This is a genomic window from Streptomyces sp. NPDC023573 (assembly GCF_055559735.1).
The window spans coordinates 189,012-210,362 of sequence record NZ_JBVHKB010000007.1; the positions used below are offsets into that span (position 1 = coordinate 189,012).

Consider the following 21,351-nt stretch of genomic DNA (forward strand, 5'->3'; position numbering starts at 1 on the left):
GCTCGGCGGCCGGCTCCGACCCTCTCAAGGAGAACTGATGTCGCGTATCTCGAAGGTGGCCGCCGTCATGGCAGGTACCGGTGCCCTGATCGCCGGCGGTGCCGGCATGGCTGCCGCCGACGCCGGGGCGGAGGCCGTCGCGGCCCACTCCCCCGGTGTCCTTTCGGGCAACGCCGTCCAGGTGCCGGTGCACATCCCGGTCAACGTGTGCGGCAACACGGTGAACGTGATCGCTCTGCTGAACCCGGCGTTCGGCAACACCTGCGCCAACGTGTCGGACAGCCACCAGGACAAGGGCGAGTACGGCTACGGCCACTGACCTCCCCCAGGCTCCGTCCGGGCCTCCTCCCTCCGCGTCGTGTGCGCGGCGGGAGGAGGCCCGGCCCCGTTCGGGAGGCAGCGCTCAGGCGTACCGGTAGATCCGGCTGTGGTCCATGAGCTCGGAGGGCGCCACGTCCCACGGCGGCATGGGCTGGTCGTACGCGAAGATCCGGTCGCGCTGCGGGTCGTCGGCGGGGAGCGCGCGGGCCGGCAGGTAGCGGGAGCGCGGATGCGCCTTCTGCCAGCGGGCCCACAGCAGGTCGATGAACGCGTGGTGCAGCCAGAAGACGGGATCGTCGGGCGAGGCGGCACCCGCCATCGAGCCGCCGATCCACCGGTGCACCTGGTTGTGGTTGGACACGCCGCGGCCGCCCCTGATGCCCCACCCCTCGATCCTGTTGCGGAAACCCGTGGCACTGACGCTGTTCCAGGGCGCGGCGTCGTACACCGGATCGCGCAGCGCACGTTCCACGTCCGCCGGCCGGGGCAGCGCGACGGGCGCGGAGGGCCGGCCGAAGTTGCGGCGCAGGAAGGGGTCGTCGGTCACTCCGGCGCGGATCCGCCAGTTCCCCTGCCGGTAGGCGAACGGTCCGGTCATGACCTGCCGGTCGCCCGGTCTGCCGTTGCCGCCGAGGAAGTCCTCCGCCCAGAGGGACGCCTTCGCCGTGTCGTCCCGTGTCCAGTCCCAGTAGGGAATCGACACCCGCGGGTCGACCGCCCGCAGCGCCTTCTCGAACTCCAGGAGGTATCTGCGGTGCCAGGGGAAGAAGGACGGGGTCATGTGGGCGGGCCGTGGCCTGCTCTCGGCGTCGGTGACGTAGAACTCCCGGTGCACGCTGACGAAGTCGTCGTAGCGGCCCGATCGTTTGAGCTCCAGGATCGCGTCGACCAGGCGCTTCTTCTCGGTGCGTGTGAGATCACGCTGATTCTTGCGGCTGTACACGCGTGCTCGTCCTCAAGGGCTCAGATGGTGTGCGGGGAGGCTGCCGACAACTGGGCGGTGCCGAGTTCGTCCACCGCGGCGCGGGCCGTCTCGAGGAGTGTCGGGAACGACTCGTAGTGGTTGACGGCGCTCAGGTAGCTCCCGTCGGCGCGCCTCATCACGTGCAGCGTCCTCCGGTCGACACTGACCTCGGTGACGGACACCGCGGCGACGGCTCCGGCCTCACCGGCGTGCGGCTGTGCGCCGGCCGGCACGACGGCCGTGGCCGTGCCCCGGATCTCGCGGCCCTTGTACAGCTCGGAGAAGCGCTCGGGCCCCACGGCGCCGCGCTCCCGGGAGGGACCATCGGGCTCCGGGGCGTCGAGGAGCACCGGGGCGAGCGCGGCGCCGGTGCCCGCGATCACGGCCGCGGTGAAGGCGGTGCGCAGCACCGCCCGGCGGGCCGGCCGGGGAGCGCCGGGCGGCTGCCCGGCCGTGGCGTCGGTCGGATTCATGGTGGGTCGGCCTCCTTCTCGTCCGTTCCTGTGAGATGTCCCGTCCGAGTGGCAACGAGACGGAGCGTGAACGGTTCTCGTCACCAGGGCATCACGCGACCGTGGGAATTCCGTGGTGCGGTACGGCCGTGTCGGCCGCGCGGCGCCGCCCGCCGGGTCAGCATGGCCGTCCGAACTCCCGGAGGTTGTGCATGAACGCGCCGACGCAGGTGTCCACGGTCCGCGTGCGAGGAACGGCCGGTGCCGATCTGGCGGATCCGGCGTTCTGGCGGCTGCCACGGTCCGAGCGGCTCGCGGAGTTCGCCCGGCTGAGGGAGCTCGACGCACCGGTCCGTTTCACCCCTCGTACGGGGTCGCGTACGCCGTTCTACGCGCTGGTGAAGCACGCGGACGTGAGGGAGGCGAGCCGGCAGCCGCAGGTCTTCGCCAGTGCCCCCGGGGTCACCACTCCGGAACCGGCGCCCTGGGCCAAGGCGCTGTTCGGCAACTCCATGGTCAACATGGACGGCGCCGAGCACGCGGGGCTGCGCCGGACGATCTCCCGCGCCTTCACACCGAGGCTGCTAGCCGCCGCCGAGGAGAACATCGGCGCCGTCGCCCGGCGGCTGGTGGACGAGCTGATCACGGAAGGACCGGGCGACTTCATGCGCTCGGCGCCTGCGCGTATGCCCTTCGAGGTGATCTGCGACCTCATGGGCGTCCCCGCGCGGCACCGGGCCCGCATCGCGGCGCGTGTCGACCACGCGTCGGAGTACGTCGGTGTCCAGAGGCGTGGCCGTGCGCGGCTCCGCGTCCCGGGGCGCGGGCTGCGTTCCCTGGCCCGCATGCAGCTGGAGATGGCGGGCATCGCCCGTGAGCGGCGGCGGGTCCCGCAGGACGACGTGATCTCGGCACTCGTCCGCGCGGACGTGGGCGGACAGTCCTTGTCCTCGCGTCAGCTCGGCGCGTTCTTCTCGCTGCTGCTCGTGGCGGGTGTGGAGACCACCCGGAACGCGATCGCGCACGGTCTGGTCCTGCTCTCGGCACATCCCGGGCAGCGGGCCCTCCTGGAGTCCGACTTCGACCGTTACGCCGACGGCGCGGTGGACGAGATCGTCCGCCACTCGACGCCGATCATCCAGTTCCGCCGGACCGTGGCGGCCGAACGCACGCTCGGCGGCCACACCTTTCTGCCCGGGGAGAAGGTCCTGCTCCTCTACGCGTCCGCCAACCGCGACGCGTCCGTCTTCGACGACCCCGGTGCTTTCGACATCACCCGGTCGCCCAATCCACACCTCGGATACGGCGGCGGAGGCCCCCATCACTGCCTGGGCGCCCATCTGGCGAAACTGGAGATGAAGGCGCTCTTCCGCGAAATGCTCACCCGTCCGGGAAGTCTCCGGACATCCGGCGAACCGGGCCTGGTGCATTCGAATTTCGACAATCGCGTCCGCTCCCTGCCTTTCACCTTCGATATGAGTCACCCGAACGGCCCACTCTGAACCTGCGCGTGTCGCGAATGGTCTATTCACCGGCGTCCCCACCGCCCATTGTCGAATCCTCCTCCTTAGGGTCGACAGGGTCGGGGACAGGACGCTATCCAAGGAGAAGCCGTGGCCGTACAGCGCCGTCTCATCACGTTCGGCGTCGGGGCGACCGCGCTCTGCCTCCTCGTCGGCGGCGCGGTCCTCGCCGACCGTGACGCCGCGGACATCCAGGCCGGCAAGGGAGCGGCGCGGCAGGCCCCGGATCCGGGGGCGACGACCGCCATCGGCGCCTATCTGGACTACGGGCCCAAAGGCGTGCAGCGGATGGACGAGCTGTCGCGCTGGCTCGGCGGTACGGAGCTGCGTGTCGGTCACAGCTATCTGCCGGGTGACCTGTGGGAGAACATCGAGGGCCGCCCCGGCTTCCTCGCCTCGTGGGCGGCCTGGCGGAAGGCGTCCGAGGACCGGATGTTCGTGCTCAACACACCGATGCTGGAGCGGAACGAGGAGCACGTCCCCGACGAGGAGGTCCGCGGCCTGCTTCGGGCGGGCGCCGAGGGGCGGTTCGACGAGCACTTCCGCCGGCTGGCCGAGCGTCTGGTCCTGCTCGGCGTCCCCGACACGGTGATCGTTCTCGGCTGGGAGATGAACGGGACGACGTACACGCACCGGTGCGGTCCTGATCCCGTCGCGTGGAAGGCGTACTGGAACCGCATCGTCACGGCGATGCGGTCCGTGCCCGGCCAGAAGTTCCGCTTCGACTTCGCTCCGAGCAGGGGGCGGGACGCCGTGCCCTGGACGGAGTGCTATCCGGGCGACGACGTCGTGGACATCATCGGCATGGACTCCTACGACCAGCCTCCGGCGCGGACCTTCGACGAGCAGGTGAACGAGCCGTACGGTCTGCAGAAGCAGGTCGACTTCGCGGCCGAGCACGGCAAGCCGATCTCGTTCCCGGAGTGGGGGCTCTTCCGCAACGGCGACAACCCGGAGTACATGCGCCGCATGCTGGAGTGGATGGAGCGGCACAAGCCGGTGTACCAGACGATCACGGACTACTGCCCGCACGGGGTGTGGCAGTGCGCCGACAACCCCGAGTCCTCCCGGGTGTTCCGCGAGATGCTGAGCGGGCGCCCGGACGCGACCGGGCCCTCGGCGCCCGCGCCGGATCCGAGCGGGTCGCCGCAGACGCCCGAGCCCGGGACGCCGACGACGCCCGCACCGGGCACGAACGACCCGGGCTGGTGCTTCGAGATCCCGCTGAGCGACTGGTTCGGCCAGTGGCTGCGTGACCGCGAGCTCTGCGTGCGCGGCTGAGGGCCTCGCGGGTGGTGTCCGGCGCCGGCGTCGCTCACCACCCGGTCCACAGCAGGTGGTTGACGGTCAGGGCGACGGCTGCCTGGGCGGCCGGCCAGCCGCGCCTGCCGGTGCCCGGAAGCAGGGCGGCGGCAGGCATCAGCCACACGACGAACGGCTGCCAGATGCGTTCGGTCTCCGCCTTGCTCATCCCGGACAGGTCCGCGGCGGCGACGGCCAGGAGCGCGGCCAGGGTGAGGAGCGCCAGTCGCTGAGCGGCCGTGGTGGTGCCCGGGAGCAGTCCTCGTACGGCGGCGGGGGCAAACCCTGCCGCGCGGCGCAGACCGGCGACGGTGGCCAGCCCCGCGGCGAGTGTGGTGCAGGCGAGGTTCCCCCAGACCCAGTAGGAGTACGGGCGGGTCCCGCCGGCGCCCTGGTAGTAGCGCTCGACGAGCAGGTGGTAGGCCTCCCACCAGTTGAAGCCCGCCAGGGTGAAGGCCACGGGGACGACCAGTGCGCCGAGCACGAGAGGGCCGAGCGGGCGTGCCGTCCGGGTCAGCACGAGGACGGCCGCCAGCAGGATCACGATGAGTGTCAGACCGTAACTGAGGTAGCAGGTCAGCCCGAACAGCAGTCCGGATCCCAGCGCGGCGGCTGCCGGGTGCCGGGTCGTGCGGGCCGCGGCGAGGGCCAGCAGTGCCACCGACCACGCCGCGACGGCCATGAAGTAACCGTCCGCCGAGGTGCCCGTCCAGACGGCGAAGGGGGCGAGGACGAGGAACGGAGCCGCCCGCCGGGCGAGGTGTTCACCCGTCAGGGCGCGCAGCGTGACCATGACGGCCACCGCCGCCGATCCGCCGAGCACGATGCACCACATGCCCGCCCAGGCGCCGCCCCCGAGTCCCGCGCGGTCCAGGCCGACGAAGGTGAGCGTGGCGCCCGGCGGGTGGCCCGCGACGTGGGCGGGCCAGTTGCCCGGGGGCCCGATCACGATGTGGTCGGTGAAACCGCGCAGGGCGGCGCCGATGTCGTCGAAGCGGTCGATCACCCGCAGGTATTCGTGCTTGGTGGTCAGCCTGCGCGCGATCCCCCGGTACCAGCCCTCGACGAGGGCGAGCGAGAGGATCCACGCCACCGACCCGGTCCAGCAGGTGAGCAGCAGCCGGCGCCAGGGGAGCCGGGCCGCGAGCCGTGGCCCGTAGGCGACGACCCCCACCGCCACCGCCACCGCGGCCGGTGTACCGGGGCCGACGTGCGGATCCCAGGAGGCAAGGAGCGGCGGCCAGTGGACCTGCAGGCTGCCGTCGCCCTCCTGGATCACCCATCCGACCGCTATGGCCACGGCCACCAGGAGGACTCCCGCCGCGGCGGCCGTGAGGTCCCGACGGCGGGGGCCTGGTCCGGTGGCGGGGGTGGGCACGGCGGGTTCGGCGGGCCGGATGCGGTCGCTGCGTTCCTCGGTCGTCACGCAGGCACGCTACGCATCAGGGAGGCGGGGCGGGCGGTACGACGCCGCCGCGTCACACAACCGTCAGATCCTGCGGCGGTTGATCGCCCCCCTCCGCCGACGTCAGACTTTCGTCAGGAGTCGTACGCCCCGGGGAGCGTCGTCACCGGCATAACGTCGGTACATGCGCGAAAGACGCCGGCGAAGCCGTGCACTCCCCTCCCCCGGCTTCCCTCCGCCCACGGAGCCGGCCTTCTGGCGCAGCCCGGTACGCGGGGTCCGCTTCACGGCCGTGCTCGGCCTGGTGCTCCTCGCCGGCATCACCCTGCTGTTCGTCACGGGCCTCCTGTCGTACGCGGCGTACAACCCGGATCTCGCGGCCGTGAACGACAAGACACCGGCCAAGGGGTGGCTGGGCTTCTACCTGTTCGACTGGCCCACCGGGCCTCACTGGCTGTACCGGCTGACGCAGGGGATCCACGTCACCCTCGGCATCGTTCTCGTGCCCGTGCTCCTGGCCAAGCTGTGGTCGGTGATCCCGAAGCTCTTCGCACTGCCGCCGGCGCGGTCGGCCGGGCATGCCCTGGAGCGCCTGTCGCTGCTGCTGCTCGTGGGCGGGGCGCTCTTCGAATTCGTCACGGGACTGCTCAACATCCAGTTGGAGTACTTGTTCCCCGGATCGTTCTACCCCCTGCACTTCTACGGGGCGTGGGTCTTCTTCGCCGCCTTCCTCACCCATACCTGCCTGAAGCTCCCCCGGGCGCTGCGGGTCCTGCGCCACGGTCTCCCCACGGCGGAGAGCGACGAACTGGCCTCGCCGCGTCCCGCTCCGCCGACCGTCTCCCGGCGCGGCGCCCTCGCCGTCGTGGGGGCGGGCTCGCTGCTCCTCCTGATGACCTCCGCCGGCCGGAGCTTCGACGGGGGGCTGCGGCGGACCGCCCTGCTGACCCCGCGCGGGGGCGCCGAGCCCGGCCGGGGGCCCAACGGCTTCCAGATCAACAAGACGGCCGCGAAGGTGGGCATCGCTCCGGCCGACACGGGGGAACGCTGGCGGCTCACCGTCGTCGGGCCGGCCGGGGAGATCCGGCTGTCCATGAAGGATCTCCTGGCCATGGAACAGCACAGCGCGGCGCTGCCCATCGCCTGCGTGGAGGGCTGGTCGACGTCCGACCAGTGGTGGCGCGGGGTCCCCCTGCGCGACCTGGCCGCACTCGCGGGCTTCCCGGCCGGCCCGCCGGGTGTGCTGGTGGAGTCCCTCCAGCGCAGCGGGCCGTTCCGGAAGGTGGCGCTCAGGGACAACCAGGTGCGCGACCCGCGCTCACTGCTGGCGCTGGGGGTCAACGGTGAGTCCCTGTCACCGGATCACGGCTTCCCGGCGCGCGTCATCGTGCCGGCCGCCCCGGGAGTGATGAACACCAAATGGGTGAGCCGCCTGACGTTCGGAGAGCTGTGATGCGGATTCTGCGCCGCTGGTACGGGGAAGGGCCGCTGCACCTGCTGCTGATGGTCTCGTCGTTCGCCCTCGCGGGGTACGCGGGGGTGCGGCTGCTCGACGGGGACACTCTCATGATCCTGGTGTGGTTCGTGGGAGCCGCTTTCGTGCACGACCTGGTGCTGGTGCCGCTGTACTCGGCGGCGGACCGGGCCCTGCGGATCCCGCTCGCCGGCCGGCCGTCGCTGGTGAACTCCGTACGCGTACCTCTGCTCCTGTCGGGGCTGCTCCTGCTGGTCTGGTTCCCTCTGATCACGCGTCAGGCGGAGCGCTACGAGCCCGCGAGCGGGATGTCCCCCGACAGGTTCCTGGGGAACTGGCTGCTGATCACGGCCGGGCTGTTCGGCGTGTCGGCGCTCCTGCTGGTCGCACGGACCGTCCGGGCGCGGCGCAGGGCGAGGAACGGACGGCCGTCGGCCTCCCACTGATCGACGGGCTTCCAGTCCTCCGACCGGGCGTGTGCGAGCAGCGCGGACACCCCGGCGCGGGCCCAGGGGAAGTGCGGCGCCGCGCCGGCTCGCCCCCGGCCGTCGTCGATGCGTACCTGGACCCGCTCGTCCACGTCATGGGGTGCCGCCTCCGTGATGAGCAGGCCGCCCGGCGCCAGCACGGCGGCGACCCGGCGGAGCAGGGCCCGGGGGTCGCCGCCGATCCCGATGTTGCCGTCGATGAGCAGAGCCGTACCCCAGCGGCCTTCACCGGGAAGCGGCTCGAACACGCTGCGGCGCAGCGCCGGTCCTCCGATCCGCTGGGTGCGTCCGATGGCTGCCTCGCTCACGTCGATGCCCAGCGCGCGGTGTCCACGGGCGGCCAGCGCCGCCACCAGGCGTCCGGGTCCGCACCCGATGTCGATGACCGGCCCCTCGCTGCGGCGGAGCGCCGACAGGTCGGCGTCGTCGGCGTCGGCGCACCAGCGTTCGACGTCCAGCGGAAGGAGCCACCCGTCATTCCGCCGGAGGAAGAGCGGGCCGCGGCCCCGGGTCAGCGCGCGCGCGTACGGATCGGCCGCCCAGGGGGTGGCCGCCGGGCCTGCCGGAGGCAGCACCGTGCTCATCGGACCACCGCCCGGCCGAGGCGTGAGAGGGCCGAGGCGAACAGGCCGTGGGGCGCGGCTGCGGCGACGTGCACCGCGTCCTCGGCGGTGTCCACGTCGCGCAGCGGCGGCAGGTCCCGCACGGTGAGGCCCGCGCCGGTCAGGCGCGCCCGCTGGATCCCGCCCGTGTCGGGGCGGGACATCGGCACGCCGCGTACGAGGCCGGGGTCGGGCGCCGCCAGGCCCAGAGCCCAGAAGCCGCCGTCCTCGGCCGGTCCGAACCAGGCGTCGCAGCCGTCCCAGCCGCCCGGGGAGAGCGCGGGTGCCAGCAGGGAGGGCGCGATCTGCGGGGTGTCCATCCCGATGAGGAGGGCCGGTCCGGCGCAGGTTCCGAACGCCGCCGCGATGCGCTCGTCCAGGGTGCCCGCGCCCTGCGGGAGCACGTCGTAGCCGGGGGGCAGCCAGGGGCCGGGGCGCCCTTCGAGGACCAGAACCCGTCGCAGGGCGGGCAGGGTGAGTCCGGTCCGCAGGGTGTCTTCGAGGGCCGCGGCGGCGAGTTCGGCGGCCTCGCCGGGGCTGTACGGCGGCGTGAGCCGCGTCTTGACCCGGCCGGGTACCGGCTCCTTGGCGATGACCAGCAGCGTCGTCGTCCCGGCAGGGGGTGTCCGTGCACTCATCGGGACGCCTCCGCCCCGATGCTCCGCAGGGCCGGCGGCTGAGGCTGCCGCAGCACCGCACGCATGTCCCGCACCGCGTGCCAGGTGCCCCGCCAGGTGCCGGTGACCTTGGACTTCCCCGTCCGGGGCAGATACGGCACGTCCGTCTCGGTGACGCGCAGTCCTGCGTCGGAGGCGCGCACCACCATCTGCAGCGGGTAGCCGCTGCGACGGTCCGTCAGGTCGAGCGCCAGCAGCGCCTCCCGGCGGGCCGCCCGCATCGGCCCGAGGTCGTGCAGCCGGAGACCGGTGCGGCGACGGAGCATGCCGGACAGGGCGATGTTGCCGAGCCTGGCGTGCGGAGGCCAGGCGCCGCGGGTCGTGGGGCGGCGCCGGCCGAGGAGGAGGTCGCTCTCCCCTTCGGCGATCCGCCGGACGAAGCCGGGGAGCAGCGCCGGGTCGAGTGAGCCGTCGCAGTCGCAGAAGCAGACGTACTCCGCCTCGGCGGCGAGCAGCCCGGCGTGGCAGGCGGAGCCGAAGCCGCGGCGCGGTTCGTGCACGACGGTCGCGCCGAGCGAGCGGGCGACGGCCGCCGAGCCGTCGGTGGAACCGTTGTCCACGACGATGGCCCGCCACCCTTCGGGGACTCGGGCCAGTACCCGGGGCAGGGCCTCGGCCTCGTCGAGGCAGGGCAGGACGATGTCGGCGCGGACGGTGTCGGCGGAATCCGCCGGTGCAGAGTCGGTCACGCCGATCACCCTACGGAGCGGAATCCGACATTTCGGGCTTCGGGTTCTTACGAAACACGGACGTCGACCGTGTGGCGGCCGGGTGCCCACCGGACGAACGGCCGGTGGTGCCACAGTGGGCACCATGCAGAACACCTCCTCCCCTCCGGAGCGCAGCCCGGGATCACCGAACGGCCGCGCGTACGGCGTGTCGCACGGCCGGGTCCTCGTCGTGGACGACGATCCGACGGTCGCGGAGGTCGCCGCGGGGTATCTGGAGCGCGCGGGCTACGACGTCGAGCGGGCGGACGACGGCCCGGCGGCACTGGAACGCTTCGCGGCTCTGCGGCCCGATCTGGTGGTGCTCGACCTGATGCTGCCCGGCATGGACGGCTTCGAGGTGTGCCGCCGTATGCGCGCACGGGGTCCCGTGCCCGTCATCATGCTCACCGCGAGGGGGGACGAGGACGACAGGATCCTCGGCCTGGAGACGGGCGCGGACGACTACGTGACCAAGCCCTTCAGCCCGCGCGAACTCGTGCTGCGGGTGGACGCGGTGCTTCGCCGGGGCCGGCGGGCGGAGGTGTCGTCGCCCGCCCGGCTCGGCGGTGCCGGGCTCTGCCTGGAGCCGCTCGCCCGCCGTGCGACCCGTGACGGGAGGGATCTCGCTCTGACGCTCCGGGAGTTCGATCTGCTCGCGTTCTTCCTGAGCCACCCTGGACAGGCCTTCGCCCGCGAGGAGCTGATGCGGGAGGTGTGGGGCTGGGACTTCGGCGACCTGTCGACGGTGACGGTTCATGTGCGCAGGCTCCGCGGCAAGGTCGAGAGCGACCCCGCCCGCCCCACTCTGATCCAGACGGTGTGGGGTGTCGGTTACCGCATGGATCTGCCGGACGACGACGCCCCCGGGGAATGAGCACATGACCGATCTTCTGCTCATCGCACTGCTCGCCTTTCTCGGCGCCGCCGCGGCGGGGCTGCTGGGCGCCCTGGCCCTGCGGCTGCTCCGGCACCGCACGCTGGCGGTCTCGTTGACCGTCGTCGCCGCCGTGGCCGTGACGGCGATGCTCGCCGGAACACTGACCGTGGCCTGGGCGATGTTCCTGTCCCCGCACGATCTGACAGTGGTGACGACCGTCGTGGCCATGGCCGCCGTCGTGTCCCTCGCGACGGCGGTACTGCTGGGCCGCTGGGTGGCCGCCAGGAGCCGGGACCTCACGCTGGCCGCCCGCGACTTCGGCGAAGGGGGGACGTTCGCGGCACCGGAGGGACAGGCCACGGCGGAACTCGCCGCGCTCACCCGTGAACTGGCGGCGACGAGCGCGAAACTCGAGAGCTCCCGGGAGCGCGAGCGCGCCCTGGAGAGGTCACGCCGGGAGCTCGTCGCCTGGATCTCGCACGATCTGAGGACCCCGCTGACGGGGCTGCGTGCCATGTCCGAGGCCCTGGAGGACGGCATGGCCCCGGACTCCGGCCGCTACCTGCGCCAGATACGCAGGGAGGTGGAGCGGATGAACGACATGGTCGGCGACCTCTTCGAACTCTCCAGGATCCATGCCGGGTCGCTCACGCTGACTCCCACCCGGGTGTCCGCCCACGACCTGGTCGGCGACGCGCTCGCCGGGGCACATCCGCTGGCCCGTGAGCACGGGGTCAGGCTCGTCGGCGACCGGGTGGACGCCGTGCCCGTGGAGGTCGACAGCAAGGAGATGAGCCGGGTGCTGGGCAACCTCCTGATCAACGCGATCCGGCGCACCCCGGCCGACGGGACGGTCGCGGTGGCCGCGCAGCGCTCACCCGACGGTCTCGTGCTCTCGGTGACCGACGGGTGCGGCGGGATCCCCGAGGAGGACCTTGCGCGCGTGTTCGATACGGGGTGGAGGGGCAGCCCTGCCCGTACGCCGCCTGCGGGGGCGGGTCTCGGGCTCGCCATCGTCCGCGGGATCGTCGAGGCGCACTCCGGCCGCGCGGACGTACGGAACGTGACCGGTGGCTGCTGCTTCGAGGTCACGCTTCCCGCCGCCTCGGTCTGAGCCGCCCCCGGTCGGGTGTCACCGGTCCCCTCGCGCCCGCAGCGGCGCGGTGGCGAATTCCCGCATCCCCTCGCCGAACTCCGTCTCCGGCTTCCAGCCGAGCTCCTCGCGGAGACGGCGCGAATCCGCGGTCACATGGCGGACGTCCCCGAGGCGGTACTCGCCGGTGACGACGGGGGCGGGACCGCCGTGGGCCGCGGACAGCGCGCGGGCCATCTCGCCGATGGTGTGCGGTGTTCCGCTTCCCGTGTTGTAGGCGTCGAAGGTGCCCGCCGCGCGCTCCCCCACCGCCGCCAGCGCCACCGCGTTGGCCGCCGCGACGTCCCGTACGTGCACGAAGTCGCGCCGCTGGCCGCCGTCCTCGAACACCCGGGGCGCCTCGCCCCGGGCCAGGGCCGAACGGAAGAAGGACGCGACACCGGCGTACGGGGTGTCCCTCGGCATCCCGGGGCCGTACACGTTGTGGTATCGCAGCGCTACGGCCCGCCCGCCCGTCGCGCGGGCCCAGGCGGCGGCGAGGTGCTCCTGCGCGAGCTTGGTCGCCGCGTAGACGTTACGGGGGTCGCCGGCTGTCCCTTCGGTGACCAGGCCGGGGGTCAGTTCGGCGCCGCAGGCCGGGCAGCGCGGCTCGAACCGTCCGGCGTCGAGGTCGGCGACGGACCTGGGGCCCGGCCTGACGGAGCCGTGCCGGGGGCAGTCGTAGCGCCCTTCCCCGTAGACCACCATCGAGCCGGCGAGCACCAGGTCCCGGACCCCGGCCGCCGCCATCCCGGCGAGCAGTACGGCGGTGCCGAGGTCGTTGCAGCCAACGTACTCCGGGGCATCGGCGAAGTCCTTGCCGAGACCGACCATCGCCGCCTGGTGGCAGACGGCGTCGACCCCGGACAGCGCTCGGGCCACGGCGTCCCGGTCCCGTACGTCCGCTACGACCGTACGGACATCCGGCGGCACGGGGTGGCCCGCCGCGGGGGGTCGCGACCCGGCCGGTCCGTGCGCGGAGGGCAGCAGTGCGTCGAGGATCACCGGCTCGTGCCCGCCGGAGACGAGCGTCCTGACGATGTACGACCCGATGAACCCGGCTCCGCCGGTGACCAGTACGCGCATGGCCGCCACGCTAGGCCGCCCGGACTGCGGAAGGGCGGTGCGGCACGCCCGCGTCACCGGACCGTAAGACCTGGGTGAGCCGTCGACTCGGTGGTACGGCCCCCGACGCGTCGCTTCCCGATCACACGGGTCTCTTCGATACTGGGTGGCGTACGCACCTGACCGGTGGACCGGATCCACGCCGAGGGCCGGCCGGTTCGCCGGCCTGTCGTCGTTCTCCCCAGGAGGAACCGTTGCGCATGCTCATCAACGTGCCGGAGACCGTCGTCGCGGACGGACTCCGCGGAATGGCCGCCGCTCATCCCGAACTCGTCGTGGACCCCGAGAACCGTCTCGTGGTCCGGCGCGACGCCCCGATGGCGGGGAAGGTGGGGCTCGTGTCCGGTGGCGGGTCCGGACACGAGCCGCTGCACGCGGGGTTCGTCGGGCCCGGGATGCTGTCGGCGGCGTGTCCCGGGGAGGTCTTCACCTCGCCGGTGCCCGATCAGATCGTGCGGGCGGCGGCCGCGGTCGACAGCGGTGCGGGCGTGCTGTTCGTCGTGAAGAACTACACGGGGGACGTGCTGAACTTCGACATGGCCGCCGAGCTCGCCGAGGACGAGGGCGTCCAGGTGGCCCGGGTCCTCGTCGACGACGACGTGGCGGTGTCCGACAGCACCTTCACCGCGGGGCGGCGGGGCACCGGGGCGACGCTGTTCGTCGAGAAGCTCGCCGGCGCCCTCGCCGACGAGGGTGCTCCGCTGGAGCGGGTGGAGTCCATGGCACGGCGGGTGAACGAGTCCTCGCGGAGCTTCGGGGTGGCGCTCAGCTCCGTCACCACACCGGCGAAGGGCACGCCGACCTTCGATCTCCCGCCGAGTGAGCTGGAGTTGGGGATCGGCATCCACGGCGAGCCCGGCAGGGAACGCCGCCCGATGATGACCTCCGGGGAGATCGCCGACGTCGCGGTCCACGCCGTGCTGGAGGATCTGCGGCCCAGCGGACCCGTACTGGTGCTGGTCAACGGGATGGGCGCGACACCGCTGCTGGAACTGTACGGGTTCAATGCCGAGGTACAGCGGGTGCTGTCGGAGCGGGGTGTGGCGGTGGCTCGTACGCTGGTGGGCAACTACGTGACGTCGCTCGACATGGCAGGGTGTTCGGTGACGCTCTGCCAGGTGGACGAGGAGATGGTGCGGCTCTGGGACGCGCCGGTACAGACGCCCGCGCTCCGCTGGGGCCGGTGAACGGACTTTCCACCGCGTGTGAGGAACAGGAGATCTTGTGCTCGACACCGATTTCTTCCGTCGCTGGATGGCCGCCACCGCGGCTGCCGTCGACCGTGAGTCGGACCGGCTGACCGAGCTCGACGCCGCCATCGGGGACGCCGATCACGGGAGCAACATGCGGCGCGGCTTCGCGGCGGTGTGCGAGGTCCTCGACAAGGAGGCCCCCGCGGCGCCCGGGGCGGTGCTGACACTGGCCGGCCGTCATCTGATCTCCACGGTCGGCGGGGCGTCGGGACCGCTGTACGGGACTCTCCTGCGCCGCACCGGGAAGTCTCTGGGCGATGCGCCGGAGGTGACTCCGGGGCAGCTGGCGGAGGCCCTCGGAGCGGGCGTCGCCGCGGTGGCCCAGCTCGGCGGGGCGCAGGCGGGCGACAAGACGATGCTCGACGCGCTGCTCCCGGCCGTCGAGGTGCTGGGCTCCTCGTTCGAGCAGGCCCGCGACGTGGCGCTGGCCGGTGCGCTGGAGACCGTGCCGCTCCGGGCGCGCAAGGGCAGGGCCAGCTATCTGGGCGAGCGCAGCATCGGGCACCAGGACCCGGGGGCTGCCTCCGCGGCGCTGCTCGTGGGAGCCCTCGTCGAGGCCGCGGGTCCGAACGCCGGAGGCGACGCATGAGCGACGAGAAACAGGTCGGAATCGTTCTGGTCTCGCACAGCGGGCCGGTGGCGGAGGCCGTGGCCGAGCTGGCCAGGGGGCTGGCGGCCGGGGGCGCGACGGCACCGGTGGCGGCGGCCGGGGGCACCTCGGCCGGGGGCCTGGGGACGAGCTCGGAGCTGATCGCCGAGGCGGCGAGGACCGTCGACCGGGGTGTCGGGGTCGCCCTGCTCGTGGACCTCGGCAGCGCGGTGCTCACCGTGAAGTCCATGCTGGCGGAGGGCGACGAACTGCCCGACGGGGCACGGCTGGTGGACGCCCCGTTCGTCGAGGGGGCGGTCGCGGCGCTGGTGACAGCATCGGCGGGCGGCGATCTCGACACCGTGGCGGCGGCGGCCACGGACGCGTACGGCTATCGGAAGACCTGAGGAACGGGGTCCGGCTCACGGACGCCCCGCACGGTTCCCGGGACGGGTCCGGGAACCGTGCGGGGCGGAGCGCGACGGCGCGTCAGGCGGCGGGTGCCGCCGCCCCGGCCGCGATGTGGATCCGTACCTGCCGGGTGACGCCGTTGACGGTCACCGCGAGCGTGACGGCGCCCGGCCGGAGGGCGGTGAGCGCGCCCGTGGCGGGGTCCAGCGTCGCGATGTGACGCCGGCGGGCGTCATCCGTGTCCCCGACGCGGACGTTCGGTGAACCGGTCCAGTCGGCGCTGAGCGGGTAGGCCACGGGCACGGCCCGCGTGCCCTGGGTGACGTGCGCGTTCACCTTCGTACGCTGACCCGCGACGAGCGTGGAGGGGGCCTCCAGGGTCAGCGCGTCGACGTGGGCCCGGGTCTGCGCGGAGACCCAGTCGGGTCCGCCCCGCCACGGCCGGTGGCGCGCCGCCGCCTGTTCGCCGGGCGAGACGCGGTCGGCGCCGATCAGGGACCAGCCGGTGAAGCCGCCCTCGTCCGGGGGGCCGGCCGGCGACTTGCCGGAGTTCCCGTTGACCAGGTACGGGACCCCGTCCACGTGCGAGGCGTGGAAGACCCCGACGTGGCTGCCGATGAGGGCCGCCCCCTTGCCGGTCGTACGGCGGAAGTCCGCAAGCCACCGTTCGACGAGTGCGGCTTCCTTGCGGTCGCTCAGCCGGCTTCCCTTCTGCACGGTCGGGTCGCGCGGGGGTACGTGCTCGATCAGCATCACGGAGCCCACGGACCGGTCCTTCGCCGCCGCGTCCAGCTGGGCGCGCACCTCCTTGATCTGGGCGAGGCCGCCGCCGCGCAGGCTGAGGCTCGACGTGTCGAGCGTGAGCACCCGGGTGCCCTTGTGATCGAACGTCTGCCTGGCCGGACCGAACTGCGTGATGAAGTTGTCGATCTTCCCGCCCATCACCTCGTGGTTGCCCGGTACGTAGTACCAGGGCAGCGAGTCGCCGAGCTCCTCCTCGAGGATGCGGCGGGCGAAGGCGAGGTCGGCGGGCGAGCCCTCGTCGACCAGGTCGCCGTTGACGACCAGGAAGTCGGGCCGCGCCGCCTTGATCTCGCGCAGGGTGCGTCGGGCCTGCTGGACGATGGCGCTGTCCGGCTCGCGCGCGACGAACTGGGCGTCGGACATCACCGCGAACTGCCAGTCCCGGGCTTCGGTGACTGCGGCCGGGTCGATCAACGGGTCCGCGGGTCGCGCCTGTCCGGGCAGTTCGACGGTGGGCGGCACCTGCGCGGTCAGGCCGTCGATGACGATCTCGCCGGTGTACTGCCTGGCCGCGGCGGTCTCCGCGAGGTAGAAGCGGGACACGGCCAGCGGCATCGCGGCGCCGGCCGGCACCGCGAAGGTGACCTGCCGCCAGCCGGTCCAGGTGATGTACGGCCCCCGCAGCAGCTGATCGGAGCCCGCGGCGTCCTTGAGGTGCAGGGTCGGCCAGGCGCCGTTGCCGTCTCCGTTGATCCAGAGCGTGAACGCCTGCGGCTGGCCCGGCACGACGACGGGCTGCGGCGGGGCGGCGTAGGCGGCGCGTGTCGCCGTCGAACGGGTGAAGTCGTAGGTGAGCCGGAGACCGGTGCCGGTGTGCCCGTCCGGCGTCGCACCCAGCGAGCCGTCCGCGCGGGCCTGGCTGAACTTCCAGGATCCGGCGTCGTCGAAGTCCGCCACGGACTGCTCCGTGAGGCCGACGCTCACCGCGAGAACCGTGCTGACGCCTGCCACGGTGGCCTTGATCCGCCCCGCTCCGGAGCCGGTGAGCGACTTCACGGTGAAGGACCCGCGTCCGTCGTCGTCGACGGCGAACAGCGTGTGGTCGTAGTCGAGGGTGACGTCCTCCGGCTCGACGGGAGCACTCGTGCCGTGGGCGTCGAACCCTACGATGCCGAAGCCGCCGGTGGCCTCCTTGTCCGCCAGGCCGACGCGCTCGGTCGTGGCACGGATCCTGGCCAGCCGGTCGAGGACGGTGAGCCGGGTCTCGCCGTGGGCGCCCGCCCGTTCCGCCCGGACGTCGGTCGTGCCGCCGCGGCGTGCGGTGAACGTGCCCCGGGCGTCGACGCTGCCGACCGTCCCGTCGACGGTGCGCCAGCGCGGTGTGCCCGCCGCGGGTCCGTACGTCTCGTCGTGACCGGCCGCGGTGAGCTGCCGGGTCAGGCCGGGGAAGACCCGCTCGGGGTGGCCGCCGGCGACCGGGTCGTCGCCGGGGGCGGCACCGGCCGGCGTACGGGTCTCGACCCAGAATCCTTCGAGCCGGCCGCTGCCGTCGGGGGCGGTCAGGGCGAGACCGTTGGGGACGGTGCGCTCGCTGCCGTCGGACGGGCTGTTCTCCACCTGGAGGGCGTCGCTGCCCGGCTCGCGGGCGACGAGCGTCGAGGAACCTCCGCCGTCGAGGTTCAGAGCGCTGTACGAGCCTGCGCCGCGCATCATCTCGCCCAGTTCGGTGAGGGTGACTCCGCCGCTGTCGGCCTGACGGCCGTCGACGGTGATGACCTGCATGGTCCGGCCGTCCTCGGAGAACCCGACGGCGGTGCGGGGCGCCGCGGTGTTGTTGCCCTCGCCGTCGTGGTTCTGCGCCTTCCCGTCGACGACGAGCAGTTCCCGGCCGCCCACGGCGGTGCGCGGCACGGCTCCGCTGTCGGTGCGCGCCCTGTAGGTGATGCCGGCCGGGTCGCCGGGTTCCAGCGCGGTGAGCAGCGCGGCGCCGGCCTCCCGGCCGACGAGGACCACCGTGTCCTCGGGCACGGGTCCCGATCCCGGGGCGTCCGACACGGAGAGGACCTTGCCGTCACGTACGGCCACCTCGGCGACGGGCCGCGCGTCGTCGACGGTCAGCGCGCGGTCGGCGCTGCCCCAGGCGGAGGTGTAGGCGCCCACGCCCTGGGCCGGCACGTTCGCGGCGTTGTACGCGGCGAGTGGGTGTGCGCCCGAGGGAAGGGTCAGCGTGCCGTCGAAGTACAGCTCCAGGATCCGGCCGGCGTTCTGCGGGCCGATGCCCACCGCGCGGTTGACGCCCGGGGCCGGGGAGTGGACCGTCCGGCCGTCCTGGATCCCGGGCCCCTGGGGCGCTCCGGTCTGGTTGATGTCGAAGAAGTCCGCGTTGATCGCGGCGACGGTACGTCGGCCCCGCCCCGGATCGTGCCCGGCCGCGAGTTCGGAGACCGTACGCCGGTCAGCGACCTTGCCGGAGGAGAGGTAGTCGGCGCGCACTCCGCTGCCGCCCAGGTCGACGGAGAGGGTGTCGACCCGGAGCCACTTGTCCGACTCGAGGCGGTCGTAGGAGCTCAGGCGTACGCCGGGTGCGACGGGGCGGGAGGCACGGGCGGTCTCGATGCCGTCGCCGTCCACGACAGATCTCGCTCCGCCGGACGGGCCGCTCGCGGGCGGCGGCGCGACGGGTCTGAGGATTTCGGCGGTGGTGTGCGGGCGGGGGTCCGGGACGGAGTCGGCTGCCGCGGGTGCGACGGCCCCGAGCGCCGTCGCCGCCACGGTCGCCAGCAGCACGAACGGCCGCAGGGCGCTGCGGAAGGTGCTTAGGCCCACAAATCCTCCTGGTGCAGAGCGGATTACGCGTGGAAAGCGCTGTCGGCGGCCAGCATGACGGCGCCCGGTGGGACGCACCAGAGGACAACGGGGACATCAGGAGGAACAGCACGCGGCGAAGGGGTGACTCCGGAAGGCCCGGGCAGCGCCCCCTGCGGCTCTCCGGACCGGTGGCCTTCCGCCCCACCGCCCCGCACACTTGACGACATGTCGACAGCCAGGCGCAGCGCGGGACTTCTGCTCTTCCGGATCGTCGCGGGCGACGACGGCCGGCCGGACGCCGAGGTCCTGATCGGCCATATGGGCGGACCGTTCTGGGCCCGTCGCGAGTCGGCCGCCTGGTCCGTTCCCAAGGGTGAGTACGAACCCGGCGAGGAGCCCGCCGCCGCCGCGCGCCGGGAGTTCGAGGAGGAACTCGGAATGCCCCTCCCCGACGGCGCCTGGGTGCCCCTGGGAGAGACTCGCCAGTCCGGCGGCAAGACCGTGACCGTGTGGGCCGTGGAGGCGGACCTGGACCCTGCCGGGGCGAGCCCGGGCACGTTCACCATGGAGTGGCCGAGGGGGTCCGGTGTGCTGCGGGAGTACCCGGAGATGGACCGGTTCGCCTGGTGCGCTCCGGCCGACGCCCTCGAACGGCTGGTGGCGGGCCAGCGGGTCTTCGTGGAACGCCTGCGTGCCTACGTACGCGAGGGCCGCTCCCCCTCGGACGCGTAGGGCCGGAGCCGGCGCGGGACACCGGCCGCCGGTGGCCCCGGCTCATTGACGGCGAGTCACGCTGTGGCTAGCTTCGAGACCACGCGCCGACCTGACTTCCGGGCGCGCGCCCCGTCTCGTCGCGCCGCCAGTCCCCCATGTCCGACCGGCTCGGGAGCCTCGATGAACCTCAGCAGAACTGCCCTCGGCGTCTTCCTCGTCGTCATGACAACGTTATCCATCGGCGTGGCCGCACCGGCGCCCGCCTCGGCGGCTCCCACTGTCCTGTGCAACAAGTACTGCGACGCCCGAGATCCTGGCCTGAGCCCTCAGGACCGGCAACCGGTGACGGCCGCGCTCTCGGGCCGCTCGGTCGTGCTGCACTTCGACGACACCGACGCCATGGGCTGGGCGTCCATCGACAAGGGCGCCGCGGGCGACGAGGTGTGGCTCGACCGCAGCTTCGACGGCGGCCGCACCTGGGCCGACGGCAGCCGGCTCGGCAACACGACGGTCCCGTCCGGCCGGAGCGGCTGGCGGACCCAGATGTACAACGTGGACGACTGGAACACCCAGGGCGTCGGAGCCCTGCGGGCCTGCGGGCAGGCGGCAGGTGCCATCGCGTGCACACCGTGGGCGCGGGCCACCTGGAACGCCGGCGACCGGCGGACCGCGGCGGCCACCGCCCTGATGATGTCGTACGACCGCACCACGAAGCTGTTCGGCGGCAACGGGTGGTGGACCGGCGCCAACGCGCTGACGGCGATCATCGACAACGCCCGGATCACCGGGATGGGCAGCTACACGTATGCCATCGCCCAGACGTACGACAAGAACATCGACGCACAGGGCGGGCAGTTCAGGAACGAGTACCTGGACGACACCGGCTGGTGGGGTCTGGCCTGGGTCGCCGCGTACGACCTGACCGGGGACCGCCGCTACCTCGACACCGCCCGCGCCGACGCCGACCACATGTGGGCCAACTGGAACGGCACCTGCGGCGGCGGGGTGCGGTGGAACACCGACGGCAATTACAAGAACGCGATCACCAACGAGCTGTTCCTCCAGCTCACCTCCGCCCTGCACAACCGCATCCCCGGCGACACCACGTATCTGGACCGGGCGAAGAGTGAGTGGTCGTGGTTCCGGAACAGCGGCATGATCAACAGCAGCAACATGATCAACGACGGTCTCAGCGACGCGTGCGCCAACAACGGCCGGCCGACGTGGACGTACAACCAGGGCGTGATACTGGGTGGTCTGACCGAGCTGTACCGGGCCACCGGCGACTCCACCCTGCTGACGACCGCCCGCAGCCTGGCCGACGCCTCGACCGTACGGCTGCAGACCGACGGGGTCCCGCGCGAGCCGAGCGAGAGCGACGCCTGCACCGATGACGGCGCCAGCTTCAAGGGCGCCTACGTCCGCGGACTGGGCCGGCTCAACACCCAGCTCGGCGACCGCCCGTACACCGGGACCCTGACAAGCTGGGCGAACACCGCGTACACCCGTGACCGCAACCCTCTCGACCAGTACGGACCGCACTGGGCCGGCGGTTCCGGCACCACGGGCCACGGCTGCCAGCAGAGCGCCCTCGACCTCCTCAACGCGGCCGGCTGACGGAGTCGGCCCACCGGCCTCACGTCGATCCGGAGAAGCTCGCAGTGGGCGCCCATGGCCGTGGCACCGGCCGCCGCCCTGATCGCTGTTGCCCGGGATGCGGGCATCGATGTCCTGACCCCGGACACCCGTGCCGACAACACACCCGCCCTGCGCCGGGCGC

The 21,351-nt window shown here is 72.8% G+C and carries 19 protein-coding genes; 11 read left to right on the forward strand and 8 right to left on the reverse strand.

What is annotated here, in order from left to right; translation table 11 throughout:
• Positions 1–37 precede the first annotated feature (37 nt).
• Entirely contained in the window at positions 38–319 is a 282-nt protein-coding gene (locus ACZ32T_RS23230) for a chaplin (RefSeq protein WP_467269028.1), read from the forward strand.
• A gap of 84 nt (positions 320–403) precedes the next feature.
• Here the strand turns inward: ACZ32T_RS23230 and ACZ32T_RS23235 are convergent, their stop codons facing one another.
• Together ACZ32T_RS23235 and ACZ32T_RS23240 are read right to left on the reverse strand one after the other, a co-directional pair.
• Positions 404–1,264 (reverse strand): tyrosinase family protein, encoded by an 861-nt coding sequence (locus ACZ32T_RS23235; RefSeq protein WP_467368739.1) that lies wholly within the window; start codon positions 1,262–1,264, stop codon positions 404–406.
• Between the two features lie 20 nt (positions 1,265–1,284).
• Complete coding sequence (locus tag ACZ32T_RS23240) at positions 1,285–1,758, reverse strand: tyrosinase family oxidase copper chaperone (RefSeq protein WP_467368741.1); 474 nt, start codon at positions 1,756–1,758, stop codon at positions 1,285–1,287.
• A gap of 191 nt (positions 1,759–1,949) precedes the next feature.
• Here ACZ32T_RS23240 and ACZ32T_RS23245 point away from each other — a divergent pair, with 191 nt between their 5' ends.
• Positions 1,950–3,239 carry a cytochrome P450 gene (locus ACZ32T_RS23245; RefSeq protein ID WP_467368743.1) on the forward strand — a complete coding sequence of 430 codons (1,290 nt, stop codon included), beginning with the start codon at positions 1,950–1,952 and terminating at the stop codon, positions 3,237–3,239.
• Positions 3,240–3,350: 111 nt separating this feature from the next.
• Complete coding sequence (locus ACZ32T_RS23250; RefSeq protein ID WP_467269023.1) at positions 3,351–4,541, forward strand: glycoside hydrolase family 26 protein; 1,191 nt, start codon at positions 3,351–3,353, stop codon at positions 4,539–4,541.
• A gap of 34 nt (positions 4,542–4,575) precedes the next feature.
• On the opposite strand, the gene ACZ32T_RS23255 is transcribed toward ACZ32T_RS23250, so the two are convergent.
• Positions 4,576–5,988, reverse strand: a complete 1,413-nt coding sequence (locus ACZ32T_RS23255) for a hypothetical protein (RefSeq protein WP_467368746.1) — start codon at positions 5,986–5,988, stop codon at positions 4,576–4,578.
• 163 nt (positions 5,989–6,151) lie between these two features.
• Here ACZ32T_RS23255 and ACZ32T_RS23260 point away from each other — a divergent pair, with 163 nt between their 5' ends.
• Positions 6,152–7,420 (forward strand): molybdopterin-dependent oxidoreductase, encoded by a 1,269-nt coding sequence (locus ACZ32T_RS23260; RefSeq protein ID WP_467368748.1) that lies wholly within the window; start codon positions 6,152–6,154, stop codon positions 7,418–7,420.
• 310 nt (positions 7,421–7,730) lie between these two features.
• Here ACZ32T_RS23260 and ACZ32T_RS23265 read toward each other — a convergent pair whose 3' ends face one another.
• Genes ACZ32T_RS23265 through ACZ32T_RS23275 form a run of 3 tightly spaced genes read right to left on the reverse strand, consistent with a single transcriptional unit; the run spans position 7,731 to position 9,897 of the window.
• Entirely contained in the window at positions 7,731–8,513 is a 783-nt protein-coding gene (locus tag ACZ32T_RS23265) for a class I SAM-dependent methyltransferase (protein WP_467368750.1), read from the reverse strand.
• Positions 8,510–9,169 carry a TIGR04282 family arsenosugar biosynthesis glycosyltransferase gene (locus ACZ32T_RS23270; protein WP_467368752.1) on the reverse strand — a complete coding sequence of 220 codons (660 nt, stop codon included), beginning with the start codon at positions 9,167–9,169 and terminating at the stop codon, positions 8,510–8,512. The genes ACZ32T_RS23265 and ACZ32T_RS23270 overlap by 4 nt, the downstream gene beginning before the upstream one ends.
• The gene (locus ACZ32T_RS23275; protein WP_467269013.1) at positions 9,166–9,897 is read right to left on the reverse strand and encodes a glycosyltransferase family 2 protein; all 732 of its coding nucleotides are present in this window, start codon (positions 9,895–9,897) and stop codon (positions 9,166–9,168) included. Before ACZ32T_RS23275 ends, ACZ32T_RS23270 begins: the two co-directional genes overlap by 4 nt.
• A 124-nt stretch (positions 9,898–10,021) precedes the next feature.
• Here ACZ32T_RS23275 and ACZ32T_RS23280 point away from each other — a divergent pair, with 124 nt between their 5' ends.
• Together ACZ32T_RS23280 and ACZ32T_RS23285 are read left to right on the forward strand one after the other, a co-directional pair.
• Positions 10,022–10,792 (forward strand): response regulator transcription factor, encoded by a 771-nt coding sequence (locus ACZ32T_RS23280; RefSeq protein WP_467368754.1) that lies wholly within the window; start codon positions 10,022–10,024, stop codon positions 10,790–10,792.
• A 4-nt stretch (positions 10,793–10,796) separates the two neighbouring features.
• Positions 10,797–11,909, forward strand: coding sequence for a sensor histidine kinase (locus ACZ32T_RS23285; protein ID WP_467269010.1), 1,113 nt, complete (start codon positions 10,797–10,799; stop codon positions 11,907–11,909).
• Positions 11,910–11,927: 18 nt separating this feature from the next.
• Here the strand turns inward: ACZ32T_RS23285 and ACZ32T_RS23290 are convergent, their stop codons facing one another.
• Positions 11,928–13,013, reverse strand: a complete 1,086-nt coding sequence (locus ACZ32T_RS23290; protein ID WP_467269008.1) for an NAD-dependent epimerase/dehydratase family protein — start codon at positions 13,011–13,013, stop codon at positions 11,928–11,930.
• Between the two features lie 233 nt (positions 13,014–13,246).
• On the opposite strand from ACZ32T_RS23290, the gene dhaK reads away from it, so the two are divergent.
• Genes dhaK through ACZ32T_RS23305 form a run of 3 tightly spaced genes read left to right on the forward strand, consistent with a single transcriptional unit; the run spans position 13,247 to position 15,301 of the window.
• Entirely contained in the window at positions 13,247–14,239 is a 993-nt protein-coding gene (dhaK, locus tag ACZ32T_RS23295) for a dihydroxyacetone kinase subunit DhaK (protein ID WP_467368756.1), read from the forward strand.
• Positions 14,240–14,276: 37 nt separating this feature from the next.
• Entirely contained in the window at positions 14,277–14,894 is a 618-nt protein-coding gene (gene dhaL / locus ACZ32T_RS23300; protein ID WP_467368759.1) for a dihydroxyacetone kinase subunit DhaL, read from the forward strand.
• Positions 14,891–15,301: a PTS-dependent dihydroxyacetone kinase phosphotransferase subunit DhaM gene (locus ACZ32T_RS23305; RefSeq protein WP_467269002.1), complete on the forward strand. Its 411-nt coding sequence runs from the start codon at positions 14,891–14,893 to the stop codon at positions 15,299–15,301. Before dhaL ends, ACZ32T_RS23305 begins: the two co-directional genes overlap by 4 nt.
• An 82-nt stretch (positions 15,302–15,383) precedes the next feature.
• Here the strand turns inward: ACZ32T_RS23305 and ACZ32T_RS23310 are convergent, their stop codons facing one another.
• A complete protein-coding gene (locus ACZ32T_RS23310; protein ID WP_467368761.1) occupies positions 15,384–18,875 on the reverse strand; it encodes a phosphodiester glycosidase family protein in 3,492 nt (1,163 codons plus the stop codon).
• Positions 18,876–19,082: 207 nt separating this feature from the next.
• Between ACZ32T_RS23310 and ACZ32T_RS23315 the strand changes: the two genes are divergently transcribed.
• Both ACZ32T_RS23315 and ACZ32T_RS23320 read left to right on the forward strand, forming a co-directional pair.
• Positions 19,083–19,589 carry an NUDIX hydrolase gene (locus ACZ32T_RS23315; RefSeq protein WP_467268998.1) on the forward strand — a complete coding sequence of 169 codons (507 nt, stop codon included), beginning with the start codon at positions 19,083–19,085 and terminating at the stop codon, positions 19,587–19,589.
• A gap of 204 nt (positions 19,590–19,793) precedes the next feature.
• Positions 19,794–21,188 (forward strand): glycoside hydrolase family 76 protein, encoded by a 1,395-nt coding sequence (locus ACZ32T_RS23320; protein ID WP_467269245.1) that lies wholly within the window; start codon positions 19,794–19,796, stop codon positions 21,186–21,188.
• Positions 21,189–21,351: the final 163 nt, after the last annotated feature.